Below are 23,099 nucleotides of genomic sequence, written 5' to 3'. Positions count from 1 at the left end.
AACAGCGTAATTTCACAAAAGGGAAAAAATAGTCAAAACAGTCCGCACTATTTGCAAGGAGTCTGGAATTGTGTATTTCTATTTCGAAATTGAATCTTTAATTGGCAATTCGAAATTGATTATAATTCGTATCTTTGCTCACCTAAAAAACATTAAACATATGTCACACTCTATAAAGCCCGGTGTAGCAACTGGAGATGAAGTTCAGAAAATATTTAAGCATGCCAAAGAAAATGGCTATGCATTGCCTGCTGTAAATGTTGTAAGTTCAAGTACGATTAACGCGTGTTTAGAAACTGCAGCGAAAGTAAACGGACCAATTATCATTCAATTTTCCAATGGTGGAGGTTTGTTTAATGCTGGAAAATCACTTTCAAACGAAAATGAACAAGCAGCAATTGCAGGAAGTATTGCTGGTGCTCGTCATATTCATTTGTTAGCAGAAATGTATGGTGCCACTGTGATTTTACATACAGATCACTGTGCTAAAAAGCTTTTGCCTTGGATTGATGGATTGTTGGATGCCAGTGAAGAAGAGTTCGCTAGAACAGGGAAGCCTTTGTTTAGCTCTCACATGATTGATTTATCGGAAGAACCAATCGAAGAAAACATTGAGATTTGTAAAAAATACCTTGAGCGCATGAGCAAAATGGGGATGACTTTAGAGATTGAGCTTGGAATTACGGGTGGTGAAGAAGATGGTGTTGACAATAGTGATGTTGATGTTTCAAAATTATACACACAGCCAGAAGAAGTAGCCTATGCTTATGAAGAGTTATCAAAAATCAGCGATAAATTTACAATTGCAGCTGCTTTTGGTAATGTACATGGAGTTTATCGTCCTGGAAATGTGGTGTTAACGCCAAAAATCTTAAAAAATTCACAGGAATTTATTCAAGAGAAATATAAGACAGGTGAAAATCCAGTAGACTTTGTATTTCACGGAGGGTCTGGTTCTACAGTTGAAGAAATTCGTGAAGGAATTAGCTACGGAGTAATTAAAATGAACTTGGATACGGATATGCAGTATGCCTTCAATGAAGGAGTTCGTGATTACATGGTGAAGTACAACGACTATCTGAATTCTCAAATTGGAAATCCAGAAGGAGATGATTTACCGAATAAAAAGTACTATGACCCACGTAAATGGTTGAGAGAAGGTGAATCTGCTTTCGTTAAAAGACTAACGAAATCGTTTGAGGATTTAAATAATATTGACACCTTATAATAACTTGATTTAAAAATATCACTTAATTTAGTGATGAAAAAATAGAAATTAATGGTTTGGTTTAAGAGAAAATTAGAAGGAATTCAAACGTCTACGAAGGACAAAAAAGAAACTCCAGAAGGATTGTGGTACAAATGTCCAAAGTGTCAGACCGTAGTTACAACAGAAGATCATATTCTTAATTTTTTCGTTTGTGAACGTTGTAGTTTCCACGAACGTGTTGGCTCTGAAGAGTATTTTCAGCTCTTTTTTGACGATGCAAAATACAAAGAAATTGACAAAAAGTTAAAGTCGGGTGACCCGCTAGAATTTGAGGACACCAAGAAATATGTAGATAGAATTAAGCAAACTCAGAAGAAGTCAGGTCTTACTGATGCAATTCGAACAGCTTATGGGAAAATTGATGGTCAAGATTTCGTTATTGCGGCCATGGATTTTAGTTTTATCGGTGGTTCTTTGGGTTCTGTGATGGGAGAGAAAATTGCTAGAGCAATTGACAAAGCCATCAAACTAAACGCCCCATTCATGATCATTTCAAAGTCGGGTGGAGCAAGAATGATGGAAGCAGGACTTTCATTAATGCAAATGGCCAAAGTCAGCGCGAAATTGAACCAATTGTCGGAAGCTAAATTGCCATACATTTCATTCTTAACTGACCCAACAACAGGAGGGGTAACAGCTTCCTTTGCAATGTTGGGTGATATCAACATCGCAGAACCAGATGCATTAATCGCATTTGCTGGGCCGCGTGTTGTAAAAGAAACAATAGGTAGAGAATTACCATCAGGTTTCCAACGATCAGAATTCGTCTTAGAACATGGTTTCTTGGATTATATCGTTGATAGACAAAACCTAAGAGCAGAAGTTTCTAAATCCGTGAGAATGTTTATGAATTAAGGAAAGTAAAATATAATATTTCTAAAAGCCCTCAGGATTGAGGGCTTTTTTTGTGGCGGTATGAATAGGATTTTGATTACTTGTGAATCAATGTATTTATCTTTAGTTTTGAGTAATCATTTTTGACAGATTTAGTTAAGTAAATGAAAATAGCTATGATGATAAAGTTGAACAAAATACGAGTTAATTTTTTTTTAAGATATAAAAAGTGTAATACTATTTTTCTACTACTGAGTTTGCTTTTTATTTCAGTATTTAATAATTCTTTTTCTCAAGAAGTTTCAATAATTCGTACTTCTGGGAATTCATGGACTATTCCCTCAGATGCAGATCCTTCCTCTATAACCGTGGAGTGTTGGGGAGCTGGTGGAGGTGGTGCGTCCAGTTCTAATTCAACAACTCCAGGCGGAGGTGGAGGGGGAGGTGCATACGCTCGAAAAATATTTAACTTTTCTCCTGGCCAAACTTTAAATTACTCTATTGGTGTAGGTGGTTCTTCTACAAATAATGATGGTGGTGATACTTGGTTTTTTGCAAATAATTCTTCAGGAGTGAAAGCGAAAGGGGGAAGAGGTGCGGCAAACAATGATATGAATGGTGCAGCTGGTGGTGCAGAAAGCACTTCTATTGGTAGTGTTAAATATAGTGGCGGAAATGGCGGAAAAGGCTCTTTCAGTTCTGGAGTATTTTGTGGAAATGAGATAGCATCTGGTGGTGGCGGTGCTGGTGCAAGTACTTCTTCGAATGGTGCAAATGGAGGTAACGCAAGTACTGTAACAGGTACTTTCTGGTGTTGGGGTAATTATTCCTCAGCAGGTAATGGAGGGGATAATATTTTATTTTCAGGCCACACTAGCAAAGGTGGCAATGGTACAGCTAATTATGGTAGCGGAAGTGATGGAGTTTTCGGCGGTGGTGGCGGTGGAAGCATAGCCAATAACAATGGAGGAAAAGGTGGCAATGGTTTAATTAGAATTACCTATAGAAAACTATATCACGCTACCTTTGAAGGCATCAGCGCAAGTCCTTCAACAGCATTGTCTTGGTGTCATGGTGAAACACGAACTGTTTCTATAAAAGTACGAAATACAGGAACACGGACTTGGTTTGCAAATGGATCAACCAGTTGTTCAAATTCTAATCTCAAGGTAGCGGCAAGTTTTAAATGGAATGGAGATCAAGACTTTGATGTTTACACTCAGCCTCCGTTTTCCAACAGAAACCCTATTCCCAATAATGTGTCGCCAGGGCAATCTGTAACCATTACTTTTCCTGTTGCTTCCCCAAATGGAGACCCAATAGGACAGAATAATTTATCAATAAATTTAATTGCGCAAGAATGTCAATGGTTTGATCCAGTAGTTTATGTTTCACCACCTATAGATATTAATCCAAAACCTGTTGTTAATGCAGGCTCCGATATAGAAACTTGTAGTGGTAATGTGGAGTTAAATGGTGTCAATAATTCACCATTAATTACCCCAACTTATATTTGGTCAGGCGGACCAATAGTCAGCGGAGCAAATACTTTAACACCAATTGTTAATCCTTCTGTAAATACAGTTTATACTTTAACTGCAACGAGCAATGGGTGTTCTGTAACGGATGATGTTTTGGTAACCATCTTACCTCCCCCTGGCAACCCATCTGCCTTTGGTGACAACATTTGGAATGTTTACGGATATAATGGAAACAATAGAGATTTAAGCGCAAACGATTACAGAGGTTTTTATGAACAGCCTGATTTAGGAGGCGGAAATTACGGAGTTGATACAGAAAAATTTTGGCGACCTGATAAAAGTCCTGAAATTGCGGGAGCACCAGTAAACACGGGTAATTTATGGAAAGGATGTGATGTGAGCGATAACAATCACACCTTTGTTCACAAAAGAAAAGGTTTTCCTTGTGGAAATTACAATTTTAAATTTAAAAATTGGGATGATGAAACTAGATTGTATATTGATGGTAATCCTGTCTGGGGATGTTCCACTTGGGATGCAAATGGTGGTGCAAATGGAGGTACTTCTATAAATGCTATTTATAGTTGTCCTACAAGAGACTTTACTTTTGCATTGAATGCAGACTCTGAAGTTGAATTTCAAACATTTGAAAATAGCGGGAACTCTGATTTAGGCGTTGTAATTACCAAAATTACTCCTCAAACTCTTGCCTCAACAGCAATTTCTGATAGAACATGCCCAACAAGAGGTGCGGATTGGGTAGACTTTTTAGACGATGACAATAAACTAATCGCGTCTATTAACCCAAATAACAGAGATTTAGGAAATGTAACGATTAAAAGTTATTTGAGTTCTCCACAAGTGATGAAAGATTGTGATATACCAAGTAATACGCTTTACCACACGGCTTATATGGGAAGAAGTTGGGTAGTGGTTTCAGACGCTTATCCTAGCGGTGCAGATTTTAACAGCGACGTTAGTATTCGTTTGCCTTTTACCGAGGCAGAGTTAGCTGATTTAAACACGACGGCTCAAAATACCACCACAGGAAATCCATTGGACGGAGGAACGAGTAATCCTGTGACACCAAGTAATCTTATGCTAACTAAAATTACAGGACCTACAGAGAATGGTGTAGCCAATCAAAATGATTGTGTAAGTACGATTCGTGCGGTTCAAAGCACTGGAAATGGATCATATTTATCGATAAACAATGCAAAATATGTAGAGTTTGATATCCAACAATTCTCAGAATTTTTCCTTCATAAAAACAATGATGGTTCCGCCCTCCCAGTCGAACTAACCAACTTCTCTGCTTCTTGTGATAAGCAAAGTATTTCAATCAACTGGACAACAGCCTCTGAGTTAAATTCAGATTATTTCGTAGTTGAAAAAAGCCGTGATGGACAAAACTGGGTTTTCGTAGCAGAACAAAATGCTGCTGGAAATTCTAGTGAAGTAATCAATTACCATCAGTTGGATGAGAATATATCTGGTAGCTTAATTTATTACCGATTGAGACAAGTTGATTTTGACGGAAAAGAAGAAGTTTTTGGTCCAATAAGCGTTTCTTGTGATAATGAAAAATCTACTAATATGATGGTTTTTCCAAATCCAAATAATGGTGCTTTTACCCTTGAAGTTTCGAGTGAAAAGTCTTTTTCCGATGTACAACTTACGCTAAGTGATCTTTCAGGAAAAGTAGTTTTTTCAGAAAAAGTCAATATCGATTCGGGTAAAACGCAATTTTATTTTAATGAAATTGGATTGCAAAAAGGAGTTTATTTAATTTCATTAAATGGGCAGCAACTTTCGACTAAACGTATTAAAGTCATGATAGACTAAATTATTTGATCGACAAGGAGTTGTCGTTGTTCTGATCTGATTGTAAGTTTTCAATAAAAAAACCTTTGCTGAGTAACAGTAAAGTTTTTTTTATGATTTAAATGTAGGTTTTTCCTAGTTTTTATTCTTATTTTAGGTTAAATAATTCCGAAAGCAAGCACTTAGCTTTTGAAGACAAACAAGGTTATCTATGAAAATAACAACTAACACATTTTCGATTTTTCAGGCATTTAAATATTTTACCCTTCCATTCAAGTTAGGAGGATTCTCATTATTAAAAATTTGCTTTTCTATTTTGGGTTTGGCTTTGAGTTTTAATTTTTTCGGTGCTAATATTCTTTATGCACAATCTTGTTCAAATTATAATCCAAGCGCTTACGCTAACAGTCAATGGTTGGGACACGTGTATAAGCATAATGGTAATGGTAATCCTGTAACTAATCCTTTTAATAATTATGTAGGTTCTTACCTTGAAAGCACAATTGTTTTTGATAGGGATTGGGGAGGAGGCAGTCCTGGTTGTGCAAGTAATGATAAGTTTGCAGTCCGTTATAAAATGAGAGCAAATGTTGCTTGCGGGTTATACAAATTTACAATTGGGGGTGATGACGGTATACGCTTAAGTATTGATGGAGGAGCTACTTGGTTGGTTGGGATTTGGAGTGATCACAGTTATTCTACAGTAACCTCACAAGTGGTTCATCTTAATGGAACTGTAAACTTCGTTTTGGAATATTATGAAAAGAATGGACAAGCACGTGTCTCTTTTGATTATGCTGGTCAAACAGGATCCATAACAGCTGGAACAACACAGCTGTCATCTAATTCTGGACCGATTAATTCAATAGTAAACGGTTCGGTAATTAACGGAAGTGTTGGAACAGGTTTTAATTACCAATGGCAGTACTCTGATGATAATGGTTCGAGTTGGACTAATATATCGGGACAAACATCTGCAAATTTAACTACTACAGCGCAAGGTAGTGTAGGGACTCGTCAATATCGAAGAGAAACTAAGTGCTCAGGTTCGGTATCCTATTCTGCAGGAGCTAGTTATACTACTGTAAGTCCATGTGCTTCCGCAGTGAATATGTCTTGTGGTACAAACTATTCAGCAACTATCGGAACATCAGGGGGGTGGAACTCATACAATGGCTGTGGATGGCTCGAATCTGGCGGTGAAAAGGTTTACACTTTCACTCCTTCAAGCTCTGGAAGTTATACTTTCTCAGCAAATGCAACAGCTGGTGACCCTGATTTTTTCTTGATGAGTTCTTGTGGACCAAACGGTACTAATCTCAATCCAGGTTGTTGGAATAGTGGAAATCGAACTGTTAACTTGGTGGGTGGGACAACATATTATCTTATTGTAGATAATTACTCTAACACAAATTCTGCTTCTTTTACTGTTTCAGTTTCGTGTTACGTACCTCCATTGTGGCAGAGTGAATGGGTGTCAATGGATACTGGCTCGCCTGATTGGTGTTCTGGTGAGACAAGATCAATTACAGTAACTGTAAAAAATATAGGAAGTGCAACTTGGTGGAATTCTGGCCCTGACATTAATATTGGTGTTTGGTGGGATAGTCAATCCAATGCATCAGCAATTAAAACGAATGCCAATGGATTAGTTTCTGGAGCAACTCAGACCTATACTTTCAGTGTAACAGCTCCTATTACACTTGGAAATAACAGATTGATTTTTGACGTTATTAATGAAGGTAGTTTCTGGTTCTCAGATAACAACAGTGGTGGTGGCCCAGGGAATGTGCTATATCAAAGTGCTCCAATTAGTATCGCTCAATTTGGTAATCCAGCGCTTTTTGGAGATAATGTTTGGAATGTTTACGGATATAATGGAAACAATAGAGATTTAAGCGCAAACGATTATAGAGGTTTTTATGAACAACCAAACTTAGGAAATGGAGATTTTGGAATTGATACAGAAGAGTTTTGGAAGAGTGCTAGTAGTCCAAGTTATGCTGGTGTTTCATTAAACAATGGGGATTTATGGAAAGGGTGTGATGTAAGGGATAATGTGCATACCTTTGTGTCTAAAAGAAAGGGCTTTCCTTGCGGAAATTATAAGTTTGAATTCGAAAACTGGGATGATGAAACTCGATTGTTTATTGATGGTGCCAAGATTTGGTCTTGCGGAGTTTGGAACGGAGCTCCTGGAAGTTATAGCAATTCTATTAATTCTCAGTACAGTTGTCATGGTTCATTAACTTTTACGGTTAACTTAGATGCGAATTCTGAGGTAGAGTTTCAAACATTTGAAGATTATGGAGATTCTGACTTAAAAGTGGTGATAACTCAAGTCCAGCCCACATCTTTAGCTAATAATATTAGTGCTGAAAAAACATGCTACGTAAAAGGAAATGATATAATTTATTTTCTAGACGAAACAAATAATGAACTAATTGCTGCAATAAACCCAAATGGAAATGATTTAGGTTTAATGAATATGAGAAGTTTTGTCGAACCTCCAGTATTAAGTGTTGAAGCGTGCGGATATCCAGGAAATACGGATTATGCTACGGCAACTTTAGGAAGACATTGGGTAATGAGCACTCAGAATGCACCAATAACACCTGTCACATTGTATTTGCCTTTCAGAGATTCAGAATACAATGATTTAGTGAATGTAGCAAATGGAAACCCAAATCCTGAGGATAATATACTGACAAATTCTGATCTGAAACTAACAAAGTACAGTGGTCCAAATGAGAATAATGTTTTTTCAGACAACTGCGGTAATGGAAATGTTTTACTTCAATCTCATATTGGAGTAGGATCTGTTTCAAGTGTTCTACCCACAATTTCAAACTCAAGTTATGCTGCTTTTTCGGTAAATAGCTTTTCTGAGTTTTGGTTACATGGTCAAAGCAACAATTCCGCCCTCCCAGTCGAACTAACCAACTTATCTGCACGTTGCGAAGAAAACACTGTAATTAACTGGACAACCGCCTCGGAGTTAAACTCAGATTATTTTCTTGTAGAAAAAAGCCGTGATGGACAAAACTGGATTCTGGTTGCTGAACAAAATGCTGCGGGAAATTCAAATGATTTCATCAATTACAGCTTAATCGATTCGAAACCGTGGAGCGGAGTTTCCTATTACCGTTTACGACAAGTTGATCTTGATGGAAGAGAAGAGGTTTTTGGACCGATAAGTGTTTCTTGTGAAGGAAATGAAAACAGCATGAAGATTTATCCGAATCCAAACAATGGAAACTTTACGGTTGAAATATTGAGTAGTGAAAATTATCCCAACACGCAAATGCTGTTGACAGATATGACGGGTAAAATTATTTCCTCTAGACAAGTCGATATTTCAGCGGGAACGAATCAGTTTATGGTGGGGGATTTAGCTTTGTCCAAGGGGGCTTATCTGCTCTCTTTATTAGGAGCTAATGCGGTATTGAAACCTTTGAAAGTTGTGGTGTATTGATACAAACAGTAGATTAACCAAAGAAAACTGAACATTAATTATCAATAATGAAACTAAATAGCTGCCTTAGACATAACTGTTAGGGCAGCTTTTTGTGGTAAGTATTTCCTAAACGGTTTTAAGTTTTTGTATCCGAATTGTCTTTTGGATTTTGAGCATCTTCATCATCAGAACTGTCTTTTTCTTCGCTTTCCTCGTTGTCTAAAACATTTGAGCCTATTTCCTTAGAAACCTTCTCGTCAATTAAATCCTTGGCCTGATTAACGGTTTCCGCAAGTTGTGTTCCTTCTTTAGTAGCACCTTTGCTCTTTTCCTCCTGACTCACTTCCTTGCTCTTATTTGACCCCACATCAGCAATCGCATCATTGGGTCCCATTGCCATTTTCTCCTTAATTTTAGAAAAGAATGTCTCATCTTTTTGCTTGTCGAACATAAGTCCAATCATCATTATGATAACGGAAAGCAGAATGACTTGAATTACAAGTGATTTGTTTACTAAGTCAATGCTGTCTTCAGGCGCGATGTAGAGGAACAGTAAGATGGTAATTAATCCCCGAGGTGCAACGAACATCAAAGGCATCACAGGAAGTTTCGATATTTTGAGTTGAACGAATCGAATAAGAAATACTAACCCAATGATTCCTAAAGCCCAATAAAATGTTTTTTGATTTAATAGTTCTTCAGTTTTGATCAAGAAACCAAAAAGTAAAAAGAACATTACACGTATTAAAAATGTACCCTCTCGTAAGATTTCATGAAACTTTCTAACCTCATTATCCAGTTTCTGAGGTTTAAGCTTTTCAATAAATTTAATTCCTTTTATTTCATCTAAGTTTCCAATAAACATTCCAAATAGCATGATAAATATTAATGCGGGAAGGTGATATATTTTGGAAACGGTGTAAATGAGGATAACCAAGATAATAATTGGAATAAACTTAATTTGATGGTTTATCTTAGCCAATAAATAGGAAAGTCCCATTGTAGCGATAAATGAAACGACTGCAATGATGACTATTTGTAAGAGAAATACCCAAAAGGAATGAAAATCTATCGTGACATTTCTTAGAACAAAATCAAAGAAGAGAACACCTAAAATATCTGAAAGACTACTTTCGTAAGTTACGAATTCTTTGTTCTTTTTCCCTAAGTTCACTGCACTCGGAATGGCAATGGCAGAGCTAATCACAGTTAAAGGTATTGCACCGAGTAGTGCTTTTCTAAAGTCAGGATCGATATCCCCAGTGCCATAATTTATTTGGTAATAATAAAAGGCACCAGCGAGAATAAATCCAAGTACCATCATAGGAATCAGCGCAACAATAATGGATTTTCGGATCAAGGGGAGTTTTGATTTGTTGAGCTCTAACTCCAAGGAGCCCTCTAAAACGATTACAATCAAACCAATGGTTCCTAAAATAGGAAGTAAGCCATCGAGGTTGGGTATATTGATATTAAAAACATCTGTAAATTGTTGTAATCCCCAACCCAGAATCAGTAAAAGAATAACCGAAGGTATTTTTGTTTTTGCTGTGGTAAGATCAAATATGTAGGCCATAATGATCAAAACACAAAAGGCAATAATAAAAGTATTTGTCATGAATCAATTTTATATGTTTTTCGTCCATTTTTTTGCAAAAGCCTTTCCATGAGGCGAAATTCATTTCCTTAAATATAACAAGAATTGAAAAAAAGGACGTGAATTCAGTGTCAATTTTCAAGGTTTCATAAAATTGATTTTGAGAAGGTCTTTTTTTATTGTTGCTTATGGATTGTACCTAAGTGTTTTGGCTTTTTTGTTCTACTAAAAGTTTATGGAGGAAATCAAGAAAAGCTTGCTTTAAATCTTTACTTAGAAATAATATAAATACATAATCATTTGTGATAGGAATTGCTAAAATCGCTTCTATAATTCTTATCTTTGTTTTGGAGTTGATTTTTCACTTCCAGAGATATGAATCGATTATTCACTTAAAAAATAAATATATGTTTAAAAATAAAGGAGGTATCATTTATTTGGTATTGCTTGCCATTACGATTATTGTAGTCATCTTTTTGTATTTTCAATATGGAGGTGATTCTGAGGTAAACGAACAACTAAGTAACAAGGCAGAAATTACGACATTTGATGCCGAAAAAGAAAAGGAATTAAAAGAAAAAGCAGATATTTTTTTCGCCTCTGTTTCTTCATTGCCAAAACAAGACATCTCGAGTGAAAAAGTAGCTCTAGGTAAAAAATTGTTTTTTGACAAAAGACTTTCCAAAAATGAAACGATAAGCTGTAATTCGTGCCACAACATGAATACATACGGAGTTGATAATATCGCGCTTTCTCCGGGAGATACCGAAGAGTTTGGAAATAGAAATTCTCCAACTGTATTTTATGCGCACATGCATGCCATGCAATTTTGGGATGGTAGAGCAAAAGATGTTGAAGAGCAGGCAGGAGGCCCAATTTTAAACCCAGTAGAGCACAACATACCTTCCGAAGCTTTCTTGGAAGAGCGTTTAAGAGGAATAGAAGAATATCAAACGATGTTTGCAGCTGCTTATCCTGATTCCGCTGAAGCTATAACTTTCGCCACTATAACCAACGCGATTGGAGCTTTTGAAAGACAATTGAACCCGGTAAGCCGTTTTGATGAATGGTTGGATGGAGATTCGGAAGCAATGACGGCACAAGAAAAAGAAGGTTTGACAGTTTTTATAAACAATGCTTGTATTACTTGTCATAATGGTGCTGCATTGGGAGGAAATATGCTGCAAAAGTTTGGTTTGAATGGAGATTATTGGGAACACACCATGAGCGAGGTTATTGACAATGGGGTCTATGATTTAACAAAAGAAGAAAGAGATAAATTCAAGTTTAAAACGCCAGGTTTAAGGAATGTGGAAAAAACCTATCCTTACTTTCATGATGGATCGGTTGAAAAGCTAGAAGACGCTGTGAGAATTATGGGTAAACTGCAAGTCGCAAACGAACTCACTGAAGAAGAAGTTCAAAGTGTAACCGCTTTCCTGAAGGCATTGACAGCTGATGTTGATGACGAATTTAAGGAGTAGTTTATAGTTAATTGGAAATTAGGAATTGCGATTGTTTATTTCGTAATTCCTAATTGATTTTATTTTTGTGGAATGGCTTTAGAACCGAGGTATAAGGACGCAACCCATTTCAAATCCTATTGGGAAAAAGGAAATGGTAAAGAGATTGTTGATTGGAGCGGGGCTGAACTCACTTTTGAAAATTTTGACCACAAAGCAAAACTGTATTATCAAGTAGATAAACTCGGAGATCGTGTAATTCAAGACTTTTATGTAGATCAGCCATTTCATAAGGCAAACCAGAAGATTGAATCCTACATTAGAAATGGAATTCCAAAAGATGATGAAGTCGCTCAAAGCGTTCAAGAGTTATTTCAGTTCAGCGAACAGGTTCCGGATTGGTTAGATCAGAAACTTCTTAATTTGGGCGCGGAAGCCTGCATGAAAACAGGAAGGGATGCTTTGCTGTCCTTGCGAGATTATTCTTTAATGGGTGGTTACGACTATGCCTATCTTAACAAACCACTTGTTTTTACTGGAGCATTTAAGAAAGGAGCACTGAAAAGGTTGTCGGAAACTTTGGATTTTTGGATTAATGTTACCAGGAGAGACGCCATGGGAATTCATCAGAAAGGCTATGGATTTGCGATAAAAACAAGATTAATTCATTCCTATGCTCGATTTCATCTCAAAAAGTATGTCAAAGATTGGGATGTTCAAGAAATGGGAGAGCCCATTAATTTGTGGGACATGACTGCAACCGCCAATGGTTTTAGTTTGGTTTTACTTCATGGACTTAAAAAATTGGGAAATGAATTTACTGAAGAGGAGGAATTAGGAATGTTTCATTTGTGGAAATATATTTCTTATCTGATGGGAATACCAGTAGAACATTTGCCAGATCATAAAAAAGAAGCCACAGAGAATTTTTTTCTGTGGACTTCCGTTCAGCCGCCTTCGGATAAAGATTCTGTTTATTTAGCGCAGTCTTTAGTCCAAGAATCATTAGAGAATCCATTATTGAAGCATCAATTTCAAAGAAACTTCTTGAATTATATTCATGTCTCCAGTTCACGGTATTTGCTTGATCAAGAAGTTTTTGAAAGACTAGAGCTGCCTGAACTTTGGAATGCGAATTTTATACCCAAGACACTAAAACTTGGAAATAAATTCATGCAAAAATACTTGTCCAGAGAAACACAAATCAGACGTGGGAATAAACTGCAAATGCATATTTTAAAACAATACTTAGAAATTGCGAGTTAATTCGTAATTGAAAATTGATTATTCTAAATGCCTATCAGAGACTTTACTCGTAGACAAATCTAATCAAGTATGTGATTAAGCGGTAAACTGGCAAGTTCCTTCGCAAATTTCTATTTTCAACAAATTGAAGAAGAAATTTGCTTTAGGATGACATTAGGCTAGGGGCATATTTCGGGTCAGTTTTAAAAGTTGGGGATTAAGTTTTTTCTTGACTAAGAATCCCTGTATAAAAATTAGTCTTATCCTATCTTGAGTTCATCTTTTAGACTCTGTAAAAGATGAAGTGCATAAAAGAACAAGACTAAAACTTTCCCACAAGATATACCACGAAGTAGAACATTAGGTAACTAAAGCGTTACCACAAGATTATATCTTGTGGTAACTTTTTTTTACTTCTCGGTCTAATTCCACATCGACAAGCCACAAGAAAACTTATAGCTAAATGTCGACCTTATTTCGAAATGAAGCATAAATTGAAAAAATATTGACGTGATGTTAATTGTAATTGACGTTTGGATATTAGCTGGCCATTGTTTTATAATAAAACATATCCCCACAAATTTAATGTGACCCCATATTTCAAACGAGAGGAAAAAACAAAAGCGCTTTGGTGCTTTCGTTTTTTCCTCTCGTTTGCCCCTTTACACCAACAACTGTCATCCTTCCATTTTTGAAAATTATGATTTTCAAAAATGGAAGGATTTTGTCAAATTAACGGGGAAACCATTTTCTATTGTAATATGTTAAACTGTTGGTAAAATTCCCTACAAGAAGTTTATTCCAAAAAACCAAACTTCCCTTCATTAAAATCATTGAAAGCCTCAATTAATTCATCTCTCGTATTCATTACGAAAGGACCATGCGCTGCTATAGGTTCCTTAATTGGCTCTCCACTTAATATGAGCACAATTGATTTTTCCATGGCTTCAATTTCAAAATGTTCACCATCTCTCGCCATTAATGCCAAATGATCTGTGGGCAGTACTTCCTTACCATTTATTTTAATTTCGCCTTCAATAGCTAAAATTATTGTCGTGTAATTCGCAGGGAAATTAAATCTTGCTTTTCCATTTTTAACTAGCTTGGCATTCATCAAATGGATAGGTGTAAAGGTAGTTGCCGCTCCTTTTGTTCCTTGATATTCTCCTGCAATTACTTCAATGATTCCTGCATTTTCAGGTAATTCCACGCGATTTATCATGTCGTAGCTAATGCCTTGATATTTTGCTGGCGTGCTTTTATCCTTTTTCGGGAGATTGACCCAAAGTTGCACCATCTGAAATTCTCCTCCGGTTTTGCTCCATTCTTTCTCATGGAATTCTTTATGCAAAACTCCGTTTCCTGCGGTCATCCATTGCACTCCGCCTTCATCAATTACTCCACCGCCACCGCTACTGTCGTGATGTTCGATTTTCCCTTTGTAGGCAATCGTAACTGTTTCAAAACCTTTGTGAGGATGTACGCCAACACCTTTTGGTTTGTCTGTGGGAGGAAATACAAATTTTGAGTTGTAATCTAGTATAATAAACGGATCCATACTCTTCATATCCATTCTAGGAACACTTGGAATAAAATTATGAACCCGGAAACCATCTCCTACAAAGTGTGGAGGATTAGGTTCTGCTATAATATCTATATTTTTCATTTTCATTTCTTTTTGAATGTAAAGTTAAGCATGAAAATTGCCTTGCGCATTGACGTATGTTAAGAAGTTTTTTTAAAGTTTTTTGCGACGAGTTCCTTCCTTACGCGACTCAAACTTTCTGCAGTAATTCCTAGGTAGGACGCCACCATCCATTGGGGAACACGTAAAAGTATATCGGGATACATTTGAATGAAAGTCAAATATCTCTCTTCAGCGGTGGCGCTCAACAATAAGTTGATCCTGTTTTGAAGATGTCGAATGTGATTGTTTAGCAATTCTGTATTGAAAGTGGAAAAACTTGGAATTTCTAATGCTAATTGGTCAATAACCTTTTCGTCTAAAATAAAAACATCCGTGTTCTCTAAGGCTTCAATATAGTATTTCGACGGTTGATTGAAGTACATGCTCTCCCTGTCGTTGAGCAACCAACCCTCTGGTGCAAATTGTAAAATATGCTCTTTTCCTTTCTCGTCAATTGAATACTGTCTAAGCACTCCTTTTTCAACAAAAAAGATATGCGAACAATTGGCTCCAGCTAAAATCAGAAAGTCGCCTTTTTTATAACTTTTCCGTTGACACCTCTGCAGAAGTTGAGTTATTACTTCTGGGTCTGCTGATATGTTAGAGGTTAAGAATTCTCTAAAACTAAAGTTTCTCATATGAATTGATTTTTTCTCCGATGCGATACGGATACAAGCATGAAAAATACAAATTTTCTAGTTAAATTAATTCGCAATTTCCATATGAATGTTAATTCGATGTTTAGGGATTAATCATAAATCTCCTCTCTGATTTCTTTTGAGATGGCTTCAAAACGATCGCGTAATCCTTTTGAAATTTTCTTAGAAATATGTTTAACTTTTCTTAGTCTTAGAGATAAAACAATACTAAAAACGCCCACTGCTATGAATGAAATAGCTGTCCATGTAACGATTGTTGCGCCAGCAAAAACTGGATTAACAAGGAGAATGAAGGAGAAAATAGCACCAATTATACCTATTCCAAGCAAGAATCCCCATTGACCAACACCGTAATTTTTGATTTCAATTGCGAAGCTGATGGCTGCAATTGAACGAAATAGGAGAGTAATCCCTACAAAAACTGCAAGTGTAAACATAGAGAAAGCGGGTTGCATGGTCATAGATAGCCCAAAAAAGAAAGTTACCAATCCAAAAACTAGAGTCCAACCCCAATTGTCCATAGATTTTCTATTGGATATGGCGAAGATGACTTCAAACATTCCTGATACCAAAAAAGATGTGCTAAAAAGTAGGGAAAGTGCCAAATAAGAAGATATTGGCGAGGCAAAGGTGAAAATTCCAGCACCTATAAATAAAACCCCTACGATTAGAGGAATGTACCAGTTTTTGACAGTGTTTGTCAACGATTTAAAAATTGAATTACTCATAGCTAAATAGTTTAAATGAAGCACCTTAGATTGATTACCTAGGTAATTACAAAGATAATCTATTTAGTGTTTACTCTACATTACTCCTTTGAAAAAGAGCTAATTATTGTGAAAACTGAGATAAATCATTTATTCCAGTGGGTTGATTAAAACAAGATGTGGTTACCCGCTATCATACCAGTTCTTTATAATAGAAATAACTAGCTAAAAATTATGACTTTGAAACCAAATTAATATTTAAAGATAATCAAAAAGAGATTCCTCAGTCGTTTAACTCCTTCGGAATGAAATGTGTTATATATTATTGATTGGGGAAAGTTGCTGAAGCAAAGCTTCAGCAACTTTCCCCGCCTAACCAACCTATCGATTGTCATTCCGAAAATACCGAGTATTGAGGAATCTCCTTTGTTGATTAGAAAATCTTCAATAATTCATATTAAACTAATCTTAAGGATTTTAAATTGAAATTAGTGGTAACTTTAAGTGGAATCAATAAACCAAAAGATCACTTATTCTTTTTTGGATTAATCGATATCTGTGTCTTCTCTAATTTTCTTCTTTTTTTTGACTGGTTTTAGTAGCTTAGTTCCATATTCATCTTCTTCTTCCTTTTCATTTCTCTCAGTTTCCAATAAAGCTTCATCTTCAATTTGTCTGGCTTTCGTGAGCGCACTTGCAACGAGACCAGCAGGAATGGTAACAATGCCCACTCCAATCATAAGCATGAAAAAAGTAAAGATTTTTCCACCTACAGTTATCGGGTAAACATCTCCATATCCTACGGTTGTAAGCGTAACAATTGCCCACCATCCGCCATGGAATATAGACTTGAATAGCTCTGGTTGCGCCTTGTTTTCAAAGTGGTAGATTCCTGCGGAAGCTAAGAAAATAAAAATTCCAGTTACAATAAGAAACAGAATAACTTCTTCACGAATAAGTTTAGCTACTAAATGAAAACGATTGAGTGCTTTGTTGTAGCGTATCAATTTAAACGCTCGAAAAACTCTAAATATCCTAAACGCACGCAAGGCTAAAAAGTCATGTGTGGCAATCATGAAGAACGGAAGTATGGCGAGGAAGTCGATAATGCCGTAAAAGCTAAATATGTACTTGAATGGTTTTTTTGCAATGTAAATTCTTAGAATATACTCTGCCGTAAACAATACGATACATACTGTTTCTATCCAAAATAAAACTTTGCGTATTTCGGGAGAAATGTTGGGCAGAGTTTCCACGGCGTACGCAGTAAGCGAAGTGAAAATCAAAAGTTGAACTATATTATCAAAGATTTTCCCATTTTTGGTGGTATTGTCATCAACAACCTGCCTTATTTTCTCTTTTATCGCCATCCAAACGCTGATTTTATGAGTGTAATAGGTAAAAGTATATTTTATTTGCTAAAGTCGAAATATTTGATGCCGTGAAAATGGATATTTTGGGGATATTTATTTCTTCTATTGATAATGATCTCTCTTTGATAATGTGGTGGGGACGATTGCGAATCGTTCTGGAACTATCTCTTCGGATAATGATCTCTCTTTGATAATCTGGTACGGACGTTTGCAAAACGTCCCTACATTATCTCTTCGATCAATGTTTTTTGTTGGGATGATGATCCGATTATCTCAATAAGCTCACACTCCCAATGATCTCTTTGCTTTCTTCGTTTCGCAATTTTTTGAAGCTGATCTTCCAAACATAAGCGCCTTCAGGGGCAAATTTTATCTTGCTCGCTCCATAAGTGCCGTCCCAACCATAATTTGCATCATTGCTTTCAAAAATCAATTCTCCCCAACGGTTATAGATTTGCAATTTGTAATCTAAGGGATCAAATCCTGAGGTGAAAACGGGCTTGAAGGTTTGGTTGTAGTCATTTCCATCTGGCGTAAAACTATTTGGAATAAAATAGACCAATTCCTCGAAAAATGGAAGGTCTAAATTGAAAGTATCTTGACAACCTAAGTTGCTCGTTGCGATGAGTTGGACATCAAAAATAGCTTTTTCTTTGATGGTGTTTACTGAATATTCGTGGGTTGGGTTAATTGCGTTTGAAATGTTTTCATCTCCAAAATTCCACTCATAAGCTGTTGCTCCAGAAGATGTGTTGGTGAACTCTACCGCGTTGTAAATGTTGGTGATTTCTTCTGGATTTACTGTGAAATCTGCAATTGGGTAATCGTCAATGCAAATGTAATCTGAAACGGTGAAATCATCGGTACAGCCGTTTGAAAGTTCAACTTGCAGCGTGACGTCATAACACCCAGCATCTTCAAAAACATAATTTACGTTGCAACCCGAAACTTGGGCGATATCGCTAATGGAGAAAAGACACTGGTTTCCAACTCCAGGTGAAGTGCTAATGAAGTTGATTTCCTGCGGTGCGCAGCCAATTGTTTGGTTCGCTGTAAATGAGATTTCTGGTGAAGTAATGACTTCAACATCGACTTGGTCTGTGTTTTCACATCCAAAAATTGATGTCCCAACAACAGTATAGGTTTGGAGCCCCAAACTCGGCGTAAATGGAACTCCATCAAACACACCATTATCCCAAACATAAGTATCTGCACCAATTCCTGAAAGCGTAGTTTCATCTCCATCACAAACCGTAAAATCATTTCCAGCATCAACAATTGGCAAAGGATTAACAGTAACTTGAACTTGGTCTGTGGTAAAACAATTTACTTTTTCCGCGGTGACAGTGTAGGTCGAAATTCCAACAGGAGAAACAAATCCAACACCATCAGTAACTCCATTATTCCACGAAATATTTGCGTTTTCTGGATTGAATGCTGTTAAAGTAACAATGTCGTTTTCACATGCTACAACATCAGTTCCGGCATTTACAACTGGGGGGATTGGATCAGTCAATGTCATCGTTACGTTTTGGGTTGTGCTACACGTTGAACAAGTCGATTCTGTAAGTGTAAAACCTGTGTAAGTTCCTTCAACTAATCCAGTAATGGTGTATTCTCCAGTTCCATCAGTGGTAATCGAAAACGGCGTTCCGCCATCAAAACTCAATTCATAATTTGAAGATGGAATTAAGCCTGAAAGTGTAATTGTGCCCTCGTTTCCTTGGCATGTTGTAGGATTTGTGCTAGAAAGGGTAAACACAGGGTCAGATACTTCTACAACAATTGTTTGCGTAACATCAATCGTATTTCCACAATCATCAGTAACGCTGTAAATCCTTGTGATTTCTTCAATGTTACATGTATTTCCATCGGAAGTTTCAGAAACAAAAGCCACTGTTGGATTTGCCGTGCAATTATCTGCTTCGTCTGTCACCACGGAAATATCTGGAAGTGGAACATCTGCCAAACAATCTACAAAAATCGTATCAGGATTACTAGCGGTTGGCAGAATAGTATCGTTTATCGTAATCGTTTGAACCACATAAATATTATTCCCGCATTTATCTTCAATGTTGTAAGTTCTTGTAATGATTTCTGGACAAGTATTTCCATCTGAAACATCAGAGATAAAAGTTACTGTTGGAATATCAGCACAATTATCTGCTTCATCCGTGATTAAATTCACATCAGGAAGAGGAACATCACCAATACATTGAACTGTTGTGTCATTTGGAGCGGTTCCATTAGGAAGAATAATTTCGCTAATTACAATATTCTGAGTACATGTTAAAGTAACTCCACAAGTATCAGCAATTTGATAAGTTCTTGTGATGGTTTCCGGACAAGTAATTCCGTCAGAGACTTCGCTTAAAAGCATAAATGAGGAAGAATCAATAACACCACCAACTGGAATTGTTGCAGAACCTCCAGCAGCAGTAAATGCATTGAAATCAGCGTAAGGTGCTTGCTCTGAAATAGCACATGAAGCGGTCAAATCTGATGGACAAGTAATATCTGTAATTGCTGGTGAAACGGTAATCATAATTTGATCTGAAGAAAAGCAGTTTACCCTTTCAGAAGTTACGGTATAATATGAAACACCAACTGGCGGAACAAAGCCAACTCCTTCGGTAATTCCATTATTCCACGATATGTTTGCGTTTTCAGGATTAAAGGCATTTAAGATTACAGTTGTTCCTTCACAATATTGTGCATCAGGACCGGCGCCGATAATTGCGGCTGTTGGATCGTTGATGTTTATGGAAACATTTTCTGTGGTTGCACATGAAGGACAATCGGCATCTGAAATGGTGTAATTGGTGTAAGAGCCAGCAGAAAGTCCAGTGATAACGTAATTTCCTGCTGCGTTGGTAGTAATTGGATTTGTCGTTCCACCATCAAAACTCATCAAATAATTGGTATTTGGAGCTAATCCAGAAAGTGTAATTGTTCCGTCTGTTCCATTACAAGAATTTGTTCCTTGTCCTGAAACTGTGAAAGTTGGAGTATAAGAATCAACAATAATTGTGTGAGTAATATTTATGTTGTTTCCACAATCATCTGTAACGCTGTAAATACGTGTGATTTCTTGACCATTGCAAATATTTGCATTGGTACTTTCAGAAACAAATGCCACTGTTGGATTTACTGTGCAGTTATCCGCTTCATCCGAAACTATTGCAATATCTACCGCTGGAACATCCGATAAACATTGAACAGTTGTGGAGATATTGCTGGCAGTTGGAGGTGTATCGTCGTTGATGGTTATGGTTTGTATTACATCAATATCATTTCCATTATCATCTGCAATGTTGTAAGTTCTTGTTATTATTTCTGGACAATTATTTCCATCTGAAATATCGGAAACAAAAGTAACCGTTGGAATAGCAGTGCAATTATCCGCCTCATCAGTGCTTAAATTTACATCGGCAGGAGGAACGTCTCCAATGCATTGAAGTGTTAAGTCTGCTGGTGCTGTTCCAGTTGGATTTATAATGTCAATTATAGTTATCGTTTCTGAAATACTCGCTGCACAGCCATTGAAAATTGAATTAGCAGCTGGCGTAAATGTATAATTTGTTGTGTTTTGATTGTCAAAAGCAGGCGACCAAGTTCCAATTATTCCGTTGTTTGAAGTATTTGGAAATGTAAAACTTGCGCCCGGACAAAGCGAATCTTGAAAAGAAAAACTAGGCACAGTTTGCGGAATAACCTCAATTAATTGTTGAACGCTTGCAGGACAATTTGCTGAAACCCCCGAAGAATCTGGTGTAAAAGTATAAGTTGTTGTGTTTTGATTGTCAAAAGCGGGCGACCAAGTTCCGTTTATTCCATTATTGGAAACTGTTGGAAAAACAAGCGTATCATTTATGCAAATAGAATCTGGTAAAGTAAAAGTTGGAGCTATTTCTGGAACAATTTGCACGGTAAGTTGAACTGTATCTGCACAGAATAAACTTGATGGCGTAAAAGTGTATATCGTAGTTGCTTGAGTATTGAAAACTGGCGACCAAGTTCCTAAAATACCATTATTAGAAGTAGTTGACAGGACTAAATTTGTTCCTTGACAAACAGGCGGAATAGAATCGAAAATTGGTGTTATAACTGGAATTAAACTCAGTGTTGTATCTGCAGAATTGTTGGTTAAATTACTTTCTGCAATAATGCCCAATTGCGTAGCATCTTGGTTGGCAATAACGCTCAAATCAAAAGGACTGGCTACATTTGCTGGAATAGTAACGCTTGTTGACATTGCTAAACTATCTCCGATTAGAATATCTGAGGGAGTGAGAATAGTTCCTAAAAATATGCTATCGTTTACAAAAACAGAAATGGGTGTTCCTTGTGGTAAAGTGTCGTTGGAATTTATGTTTAGGACTGTGAAATCTATGTTTAAAGTTTGGTTGTCGCAAAGTTCTTGACCGGTGATGGTATCAAAAAAAACTGTGGCGTCTGAGAGTTCGGAGGGGATGGAGGTGATGATGTTGGAGATGAAGCGGAGGTAGGAGGCGTTAACTACAATTGTAGCATTTACATCGCCAACATTAATCGAATTACTTATGTCATAAGTATCCACATCCATGTTCCAACTGCTATTGCTTCCCGTAAAACTATTTGTGCTGTTGAAAGGGTTGTTGGAGGGGTTTTGAGAATTATTTAAAGTATCACCATTGATTAAAATTGATTGTGCTAAAAATAAACTTGAACTCCCATTCCATGATAATAATGTCATATTAGCATTTGTGGTATTTGTTATATTAAGATTATTAATTGGGAAAGTGATTGAACCTAATTGACCAGTTCCAACAAACCTAAATCCATCGTATATATTTAATTGAGTGTTAGTTACGGAAGGGTCGGAATAAACAACTATAATGTTCCAGCCTGAATAGTAAACAGCATTTGAGCAATAATTTGACAGCAAAGGATTTAAGTTGAAATTACTGATGTTGTATAACCCATTACCAGTAGTTTGAACGTATGTTGTAATATCTTTTACGGCAGAAAAATATGGTAATGGTGAGAAAGATGAAGGATTCACATTAATTGAATTAATAAAATCAGGGGTTTGGACAATGCCATTTAGAGTAACGGTTGTTCCTGAACCATCTTCAATACCACTCCAAATTAAAAAAGCACCGACAACATTTTGAGCGGCGGACAGATTTAATGTTGCGGATGAACTCGTTAACATTTGGCAAGGTGGAGGGGGAGTTTGCCAATTATCAAAGGCGTTGTGGGTATTCCCGATAATGGTGTAATCAAATTTGCCATTAAATTGCTGGAATAGATTTAAGGTAACATGAGTCTGAGCAAACAATGTACTTGGTAAAATTATTACAAGCAGTAAAAAGCTGAAAATTTCCAAAAACCAAGACTTCATAAAACAAAAATATATAATTGCCCTGACTTTAAATGTTGCTTTCAAGACAAAACAATTGAAAATATGTTAATAATTGTTTATATAAGCGTGTTTTTATCTAGCTTCGAATGAACAAT

The 23,099-nt window shown here is 36.6% G+C and carries 12 protein-coding genes; 6 read left to right on the top strand and 6 right to left on the bottom strand.

Going from position 1 to position 23,099, the window contains the following annotated elements; genetic code table 11:
* The first annotated feature begins 160 nt into the window (after positions 1 to 160).
* The 4 genes from fbaA (at position 161) to DIT68_RS09585 (ending at position 8,884) form a co-directional block, all read left to right on the top strand.
* The gene (gene fbaA / locus DIT68_RS09600) at positions 161 to 1,228 is read left to right on the top strand and encodes a class II fructose-bisphosphate aldolase (RefSeq protein ID WP_109359612.1); all 1,068 of its coding nucleotides are present in this window, start codon (positions 161 to 163) and stop codon (positions 1,226 to 1,228) included.
* A gap of 51 nt (positions 1,229 to 1,279) precedes the next feature.
* Positions 1,280 to 2,125, top strand: coding sequence for an acetyl-CoA carboxylase, carboxyltransferase subunit beta (gene accD / locus DIT68_RS09595; protein WP_109359578.1), 846 nt, complete (start codon positions 1,280 to 1,282; stop codon positions 2,123 to 2,125).
* 236 nt (positions 2,126 to 2,361) lie between these two features.
* Entirely contained in the window at positions 2,362 to 5,430 is a 3,069-nt protein-coding gene (locus DIT68_RS09590; RefSeq protein WP_146194175.1) for a glycine-rich domain-containing protein, read from the top strand.
* Positions 5,431 to 5,620: 190 nt separating this feature from the next.
* On the top strand, positions 5,621 to 8,884 hold the full coding sequence (locus DIT68_RS09585) for a T9SS type A sorting domain-containing protein (protein ID WP_109359576.1): 3,264 nt from the start codon (positions 5,621 to 5,623) through the stop codon (positions 8,882 to 8,884).
* 118 nt (positions 8,885 to 9,002) lie between these two features.
* On the opposite strand, the gene DIT68_RS09580 is transcribed toward DIT68_RS09585, so the two are convergent.
* Positions 9,003 to 10,484: a cation:proton antiporter gene (locus DIT68_RS09580; RefSeq protein ID WP_199223404.1), complete on the bottom strand. Its 1,482-nt coding sequence runs from the start codon at positions 10,482 to 10,484 to the stop codon at positions 9,003 to 9,005.
* A gap of 386 nt (positions 10,485 to 10,870) precedes the next feature.
* Between DIT68_RS09580 and DIT68_RS09575 the strand changes: the two genes are divergently transcribed.
* A complete protein-coding gene (locus DIT68_RS09575) occupies positions 10,871 to 11,947 on the top strand; it encodes a cytochrome-c peroxidase (protein ID WP_109359611.1) in 1,077 nt (358 codons plus the stop codon).
* Between the two features lie 72 nt (positions 11,948 to 12,019).
* Positions 12,020 to 13,192: an oxygenase MpaB family protein gene (locus DIT68_RS09570; RefSeq protein WP_109359575.1), complete on the top strand. Its 1,173-nt coding sequence runs from the start codon at positions 12,020 to 12,022 to the stop codon at positions 13,190 to 13,192.
* 775 nt (positions 13,193 to 13,967) lie between these two features.
* On the opposite strand, the gene DIT68_RS09565 is transcribed toward DIT68_RS09570, so the two are convergent.
* From DIT68_RS09565 to DIT68_RS09545, 5 genes are all read right to left on the bottom strand, one after another.
* Entirely contained in the window at positions 13,968 to 14,843 is an 876-nt protein-coding gene (locus DIT68_RS09565; RefSeq protein ID WP_109359574.1) for a pirin family protein, read from the bottom strand.
* Positions 14,844 to 14,896: 53 nt separating this feature from the next.
* Positions 14,897 to 15,496 carry a Crp/Fnr family transcriptional regulator gene (locus tag DIT68_RS09560; protein WP_109359573.1) on the bottom strand — a complete coding sequence of 200 codons (600 nt, stop codon included), beginning with the start codon at positions 15,494 to 15,496 and terminating at the stop codon, positions 14,897 to 14,899.
* 110 nt (positions 15,497 to 15,606) lie between these two features.
* Positions 15,607 to 16,245 (bottom strand): HdeD family acid-resistance protein, encoded by a 639-nt coding sequence (locus DIT68_RS09555; protein ID WP_109359610.1) that lies wholly within the window; start codon positions 16,243 to 16,245, stop codon positions 15,607 to 15,609.
* 524 nt (positions 16,246 to 16,769) lie between these two features.
* Positions 16,770 to 17,594 (bottom strand): ion transporter, encoded by an 825-nt coding sequence (locus DIT68_RS09550; protein WP_109359572.1) that lies wholly within the window; start codon positions 17,592 to 17,594, stop codon positions 16,770 to 16,772.
* A 271-nt stretch (positions 17,595 to 17,865) separates the two neighbouring features.
* Positions 17,866 to 22,983, bottom strand: coding sequence for a T9SS type B sorting domain-containing protein (locus DIT68_RS09545; RefSeq protein WP_109359571.1), 5,118 nt, complete (start codon positions 22,981 to 22,983; stop codon positions 17,866 to 17,868).
* Between the last annotated feature and the right edge of the window lie 116 nt (positions 22,984 to 23,099).

The organism is Brumimicrobium oceani (assembly GCF_003143775.1).
Taxonomy (GTDB): Bacteria; Bacteroidota; Bacteroidia; order Flavobacteriales_D; family Crocinitomicaceae; genus Brumimicrobium; species Brumimicrobium oceani.
The sequence above is the reverse complement of the archived record's forward strand: the minus strand, read 5'-3'. Positions and strand labels throughout refer to the sequence as shown.

Bases quoted from the DNA above. Each gene is read 5' to 3' on its own strand.
- fbaA (WP_109359612.1), top strand. From the start codon at position 161: ATGTCACACTCTATAAAGCCCGGTGTAGCAACTGGAGATGAAGTTCAG.
- DIT68_RS09555 (WP_109359610.1), bottom strand. From the start codon at position 16,245: ATGAGTAATTCAATTTTTAAATCGTTGACAAACACTGTCAAAAACTGG.
- DIT68_RS09585 (WP_109359576.1), top strand. From the start codon at position 5,621: ATGAAAATAACAACTAACACATTTTCGATTTTTCAGGCATTTAAATAT.
- DIT68_RS09565 (WP_109359574.1), bottom strand. From the start codon at position 14,843: ATGAAAATGAAAAATATAGATATTATAGCAGAACCTAATCCTCCACAC.
- DIT68_RS09560 (WP_109359573.1), bottom strand. From the start codon at position 15,496: ATGAGAAACTTTAGTTTTAGAGAATTCTTAACCTCTAACATATCAGCA.
- DIT68_RS09580 (WP_199223404.1), bottom strand. From the start codon at position 10,484: ATGACAAATACTTTTATTATTGCCTTTTGTGTTTTGATCATTATGGCC.
- accD (WP_109359578.1), top strand. From the start codon at position 1,280: ATGGTTTGGTTTAAGAGAAAATTAGAAGGAATTCAAACGTCTACGAAG.
- DIT68_RS09550 (WP_109359572.1), bottom strand. From the start codon at position 17,594: ATGGCGATAAAAGAGAAAATAAGGCAGGTTGTTGATGACAATACCACC.
- DIT68_RS09545 (WP_109359571.1), bottom strand. From the start codon at position 22,983: ATGAAGTCTTGGTTTTTGGAAATTTTCAGCTTTTTACTGCTTGTAATA.
- DIT68_RS09575 (WP_109359611.1), top strand. From the start codon at position 10,871: ATGTTTAAAAATAAAGGAGGTATCATTTATTTGGTATTGCTTGCCATT.
- DIT68_RS09570 (WP_109359575.1), top strand. From the start codon at position 12,020: ATGGCTTTAGAACCGAGGTATAAGGACGCAACCCATTTCAAATCCTAT.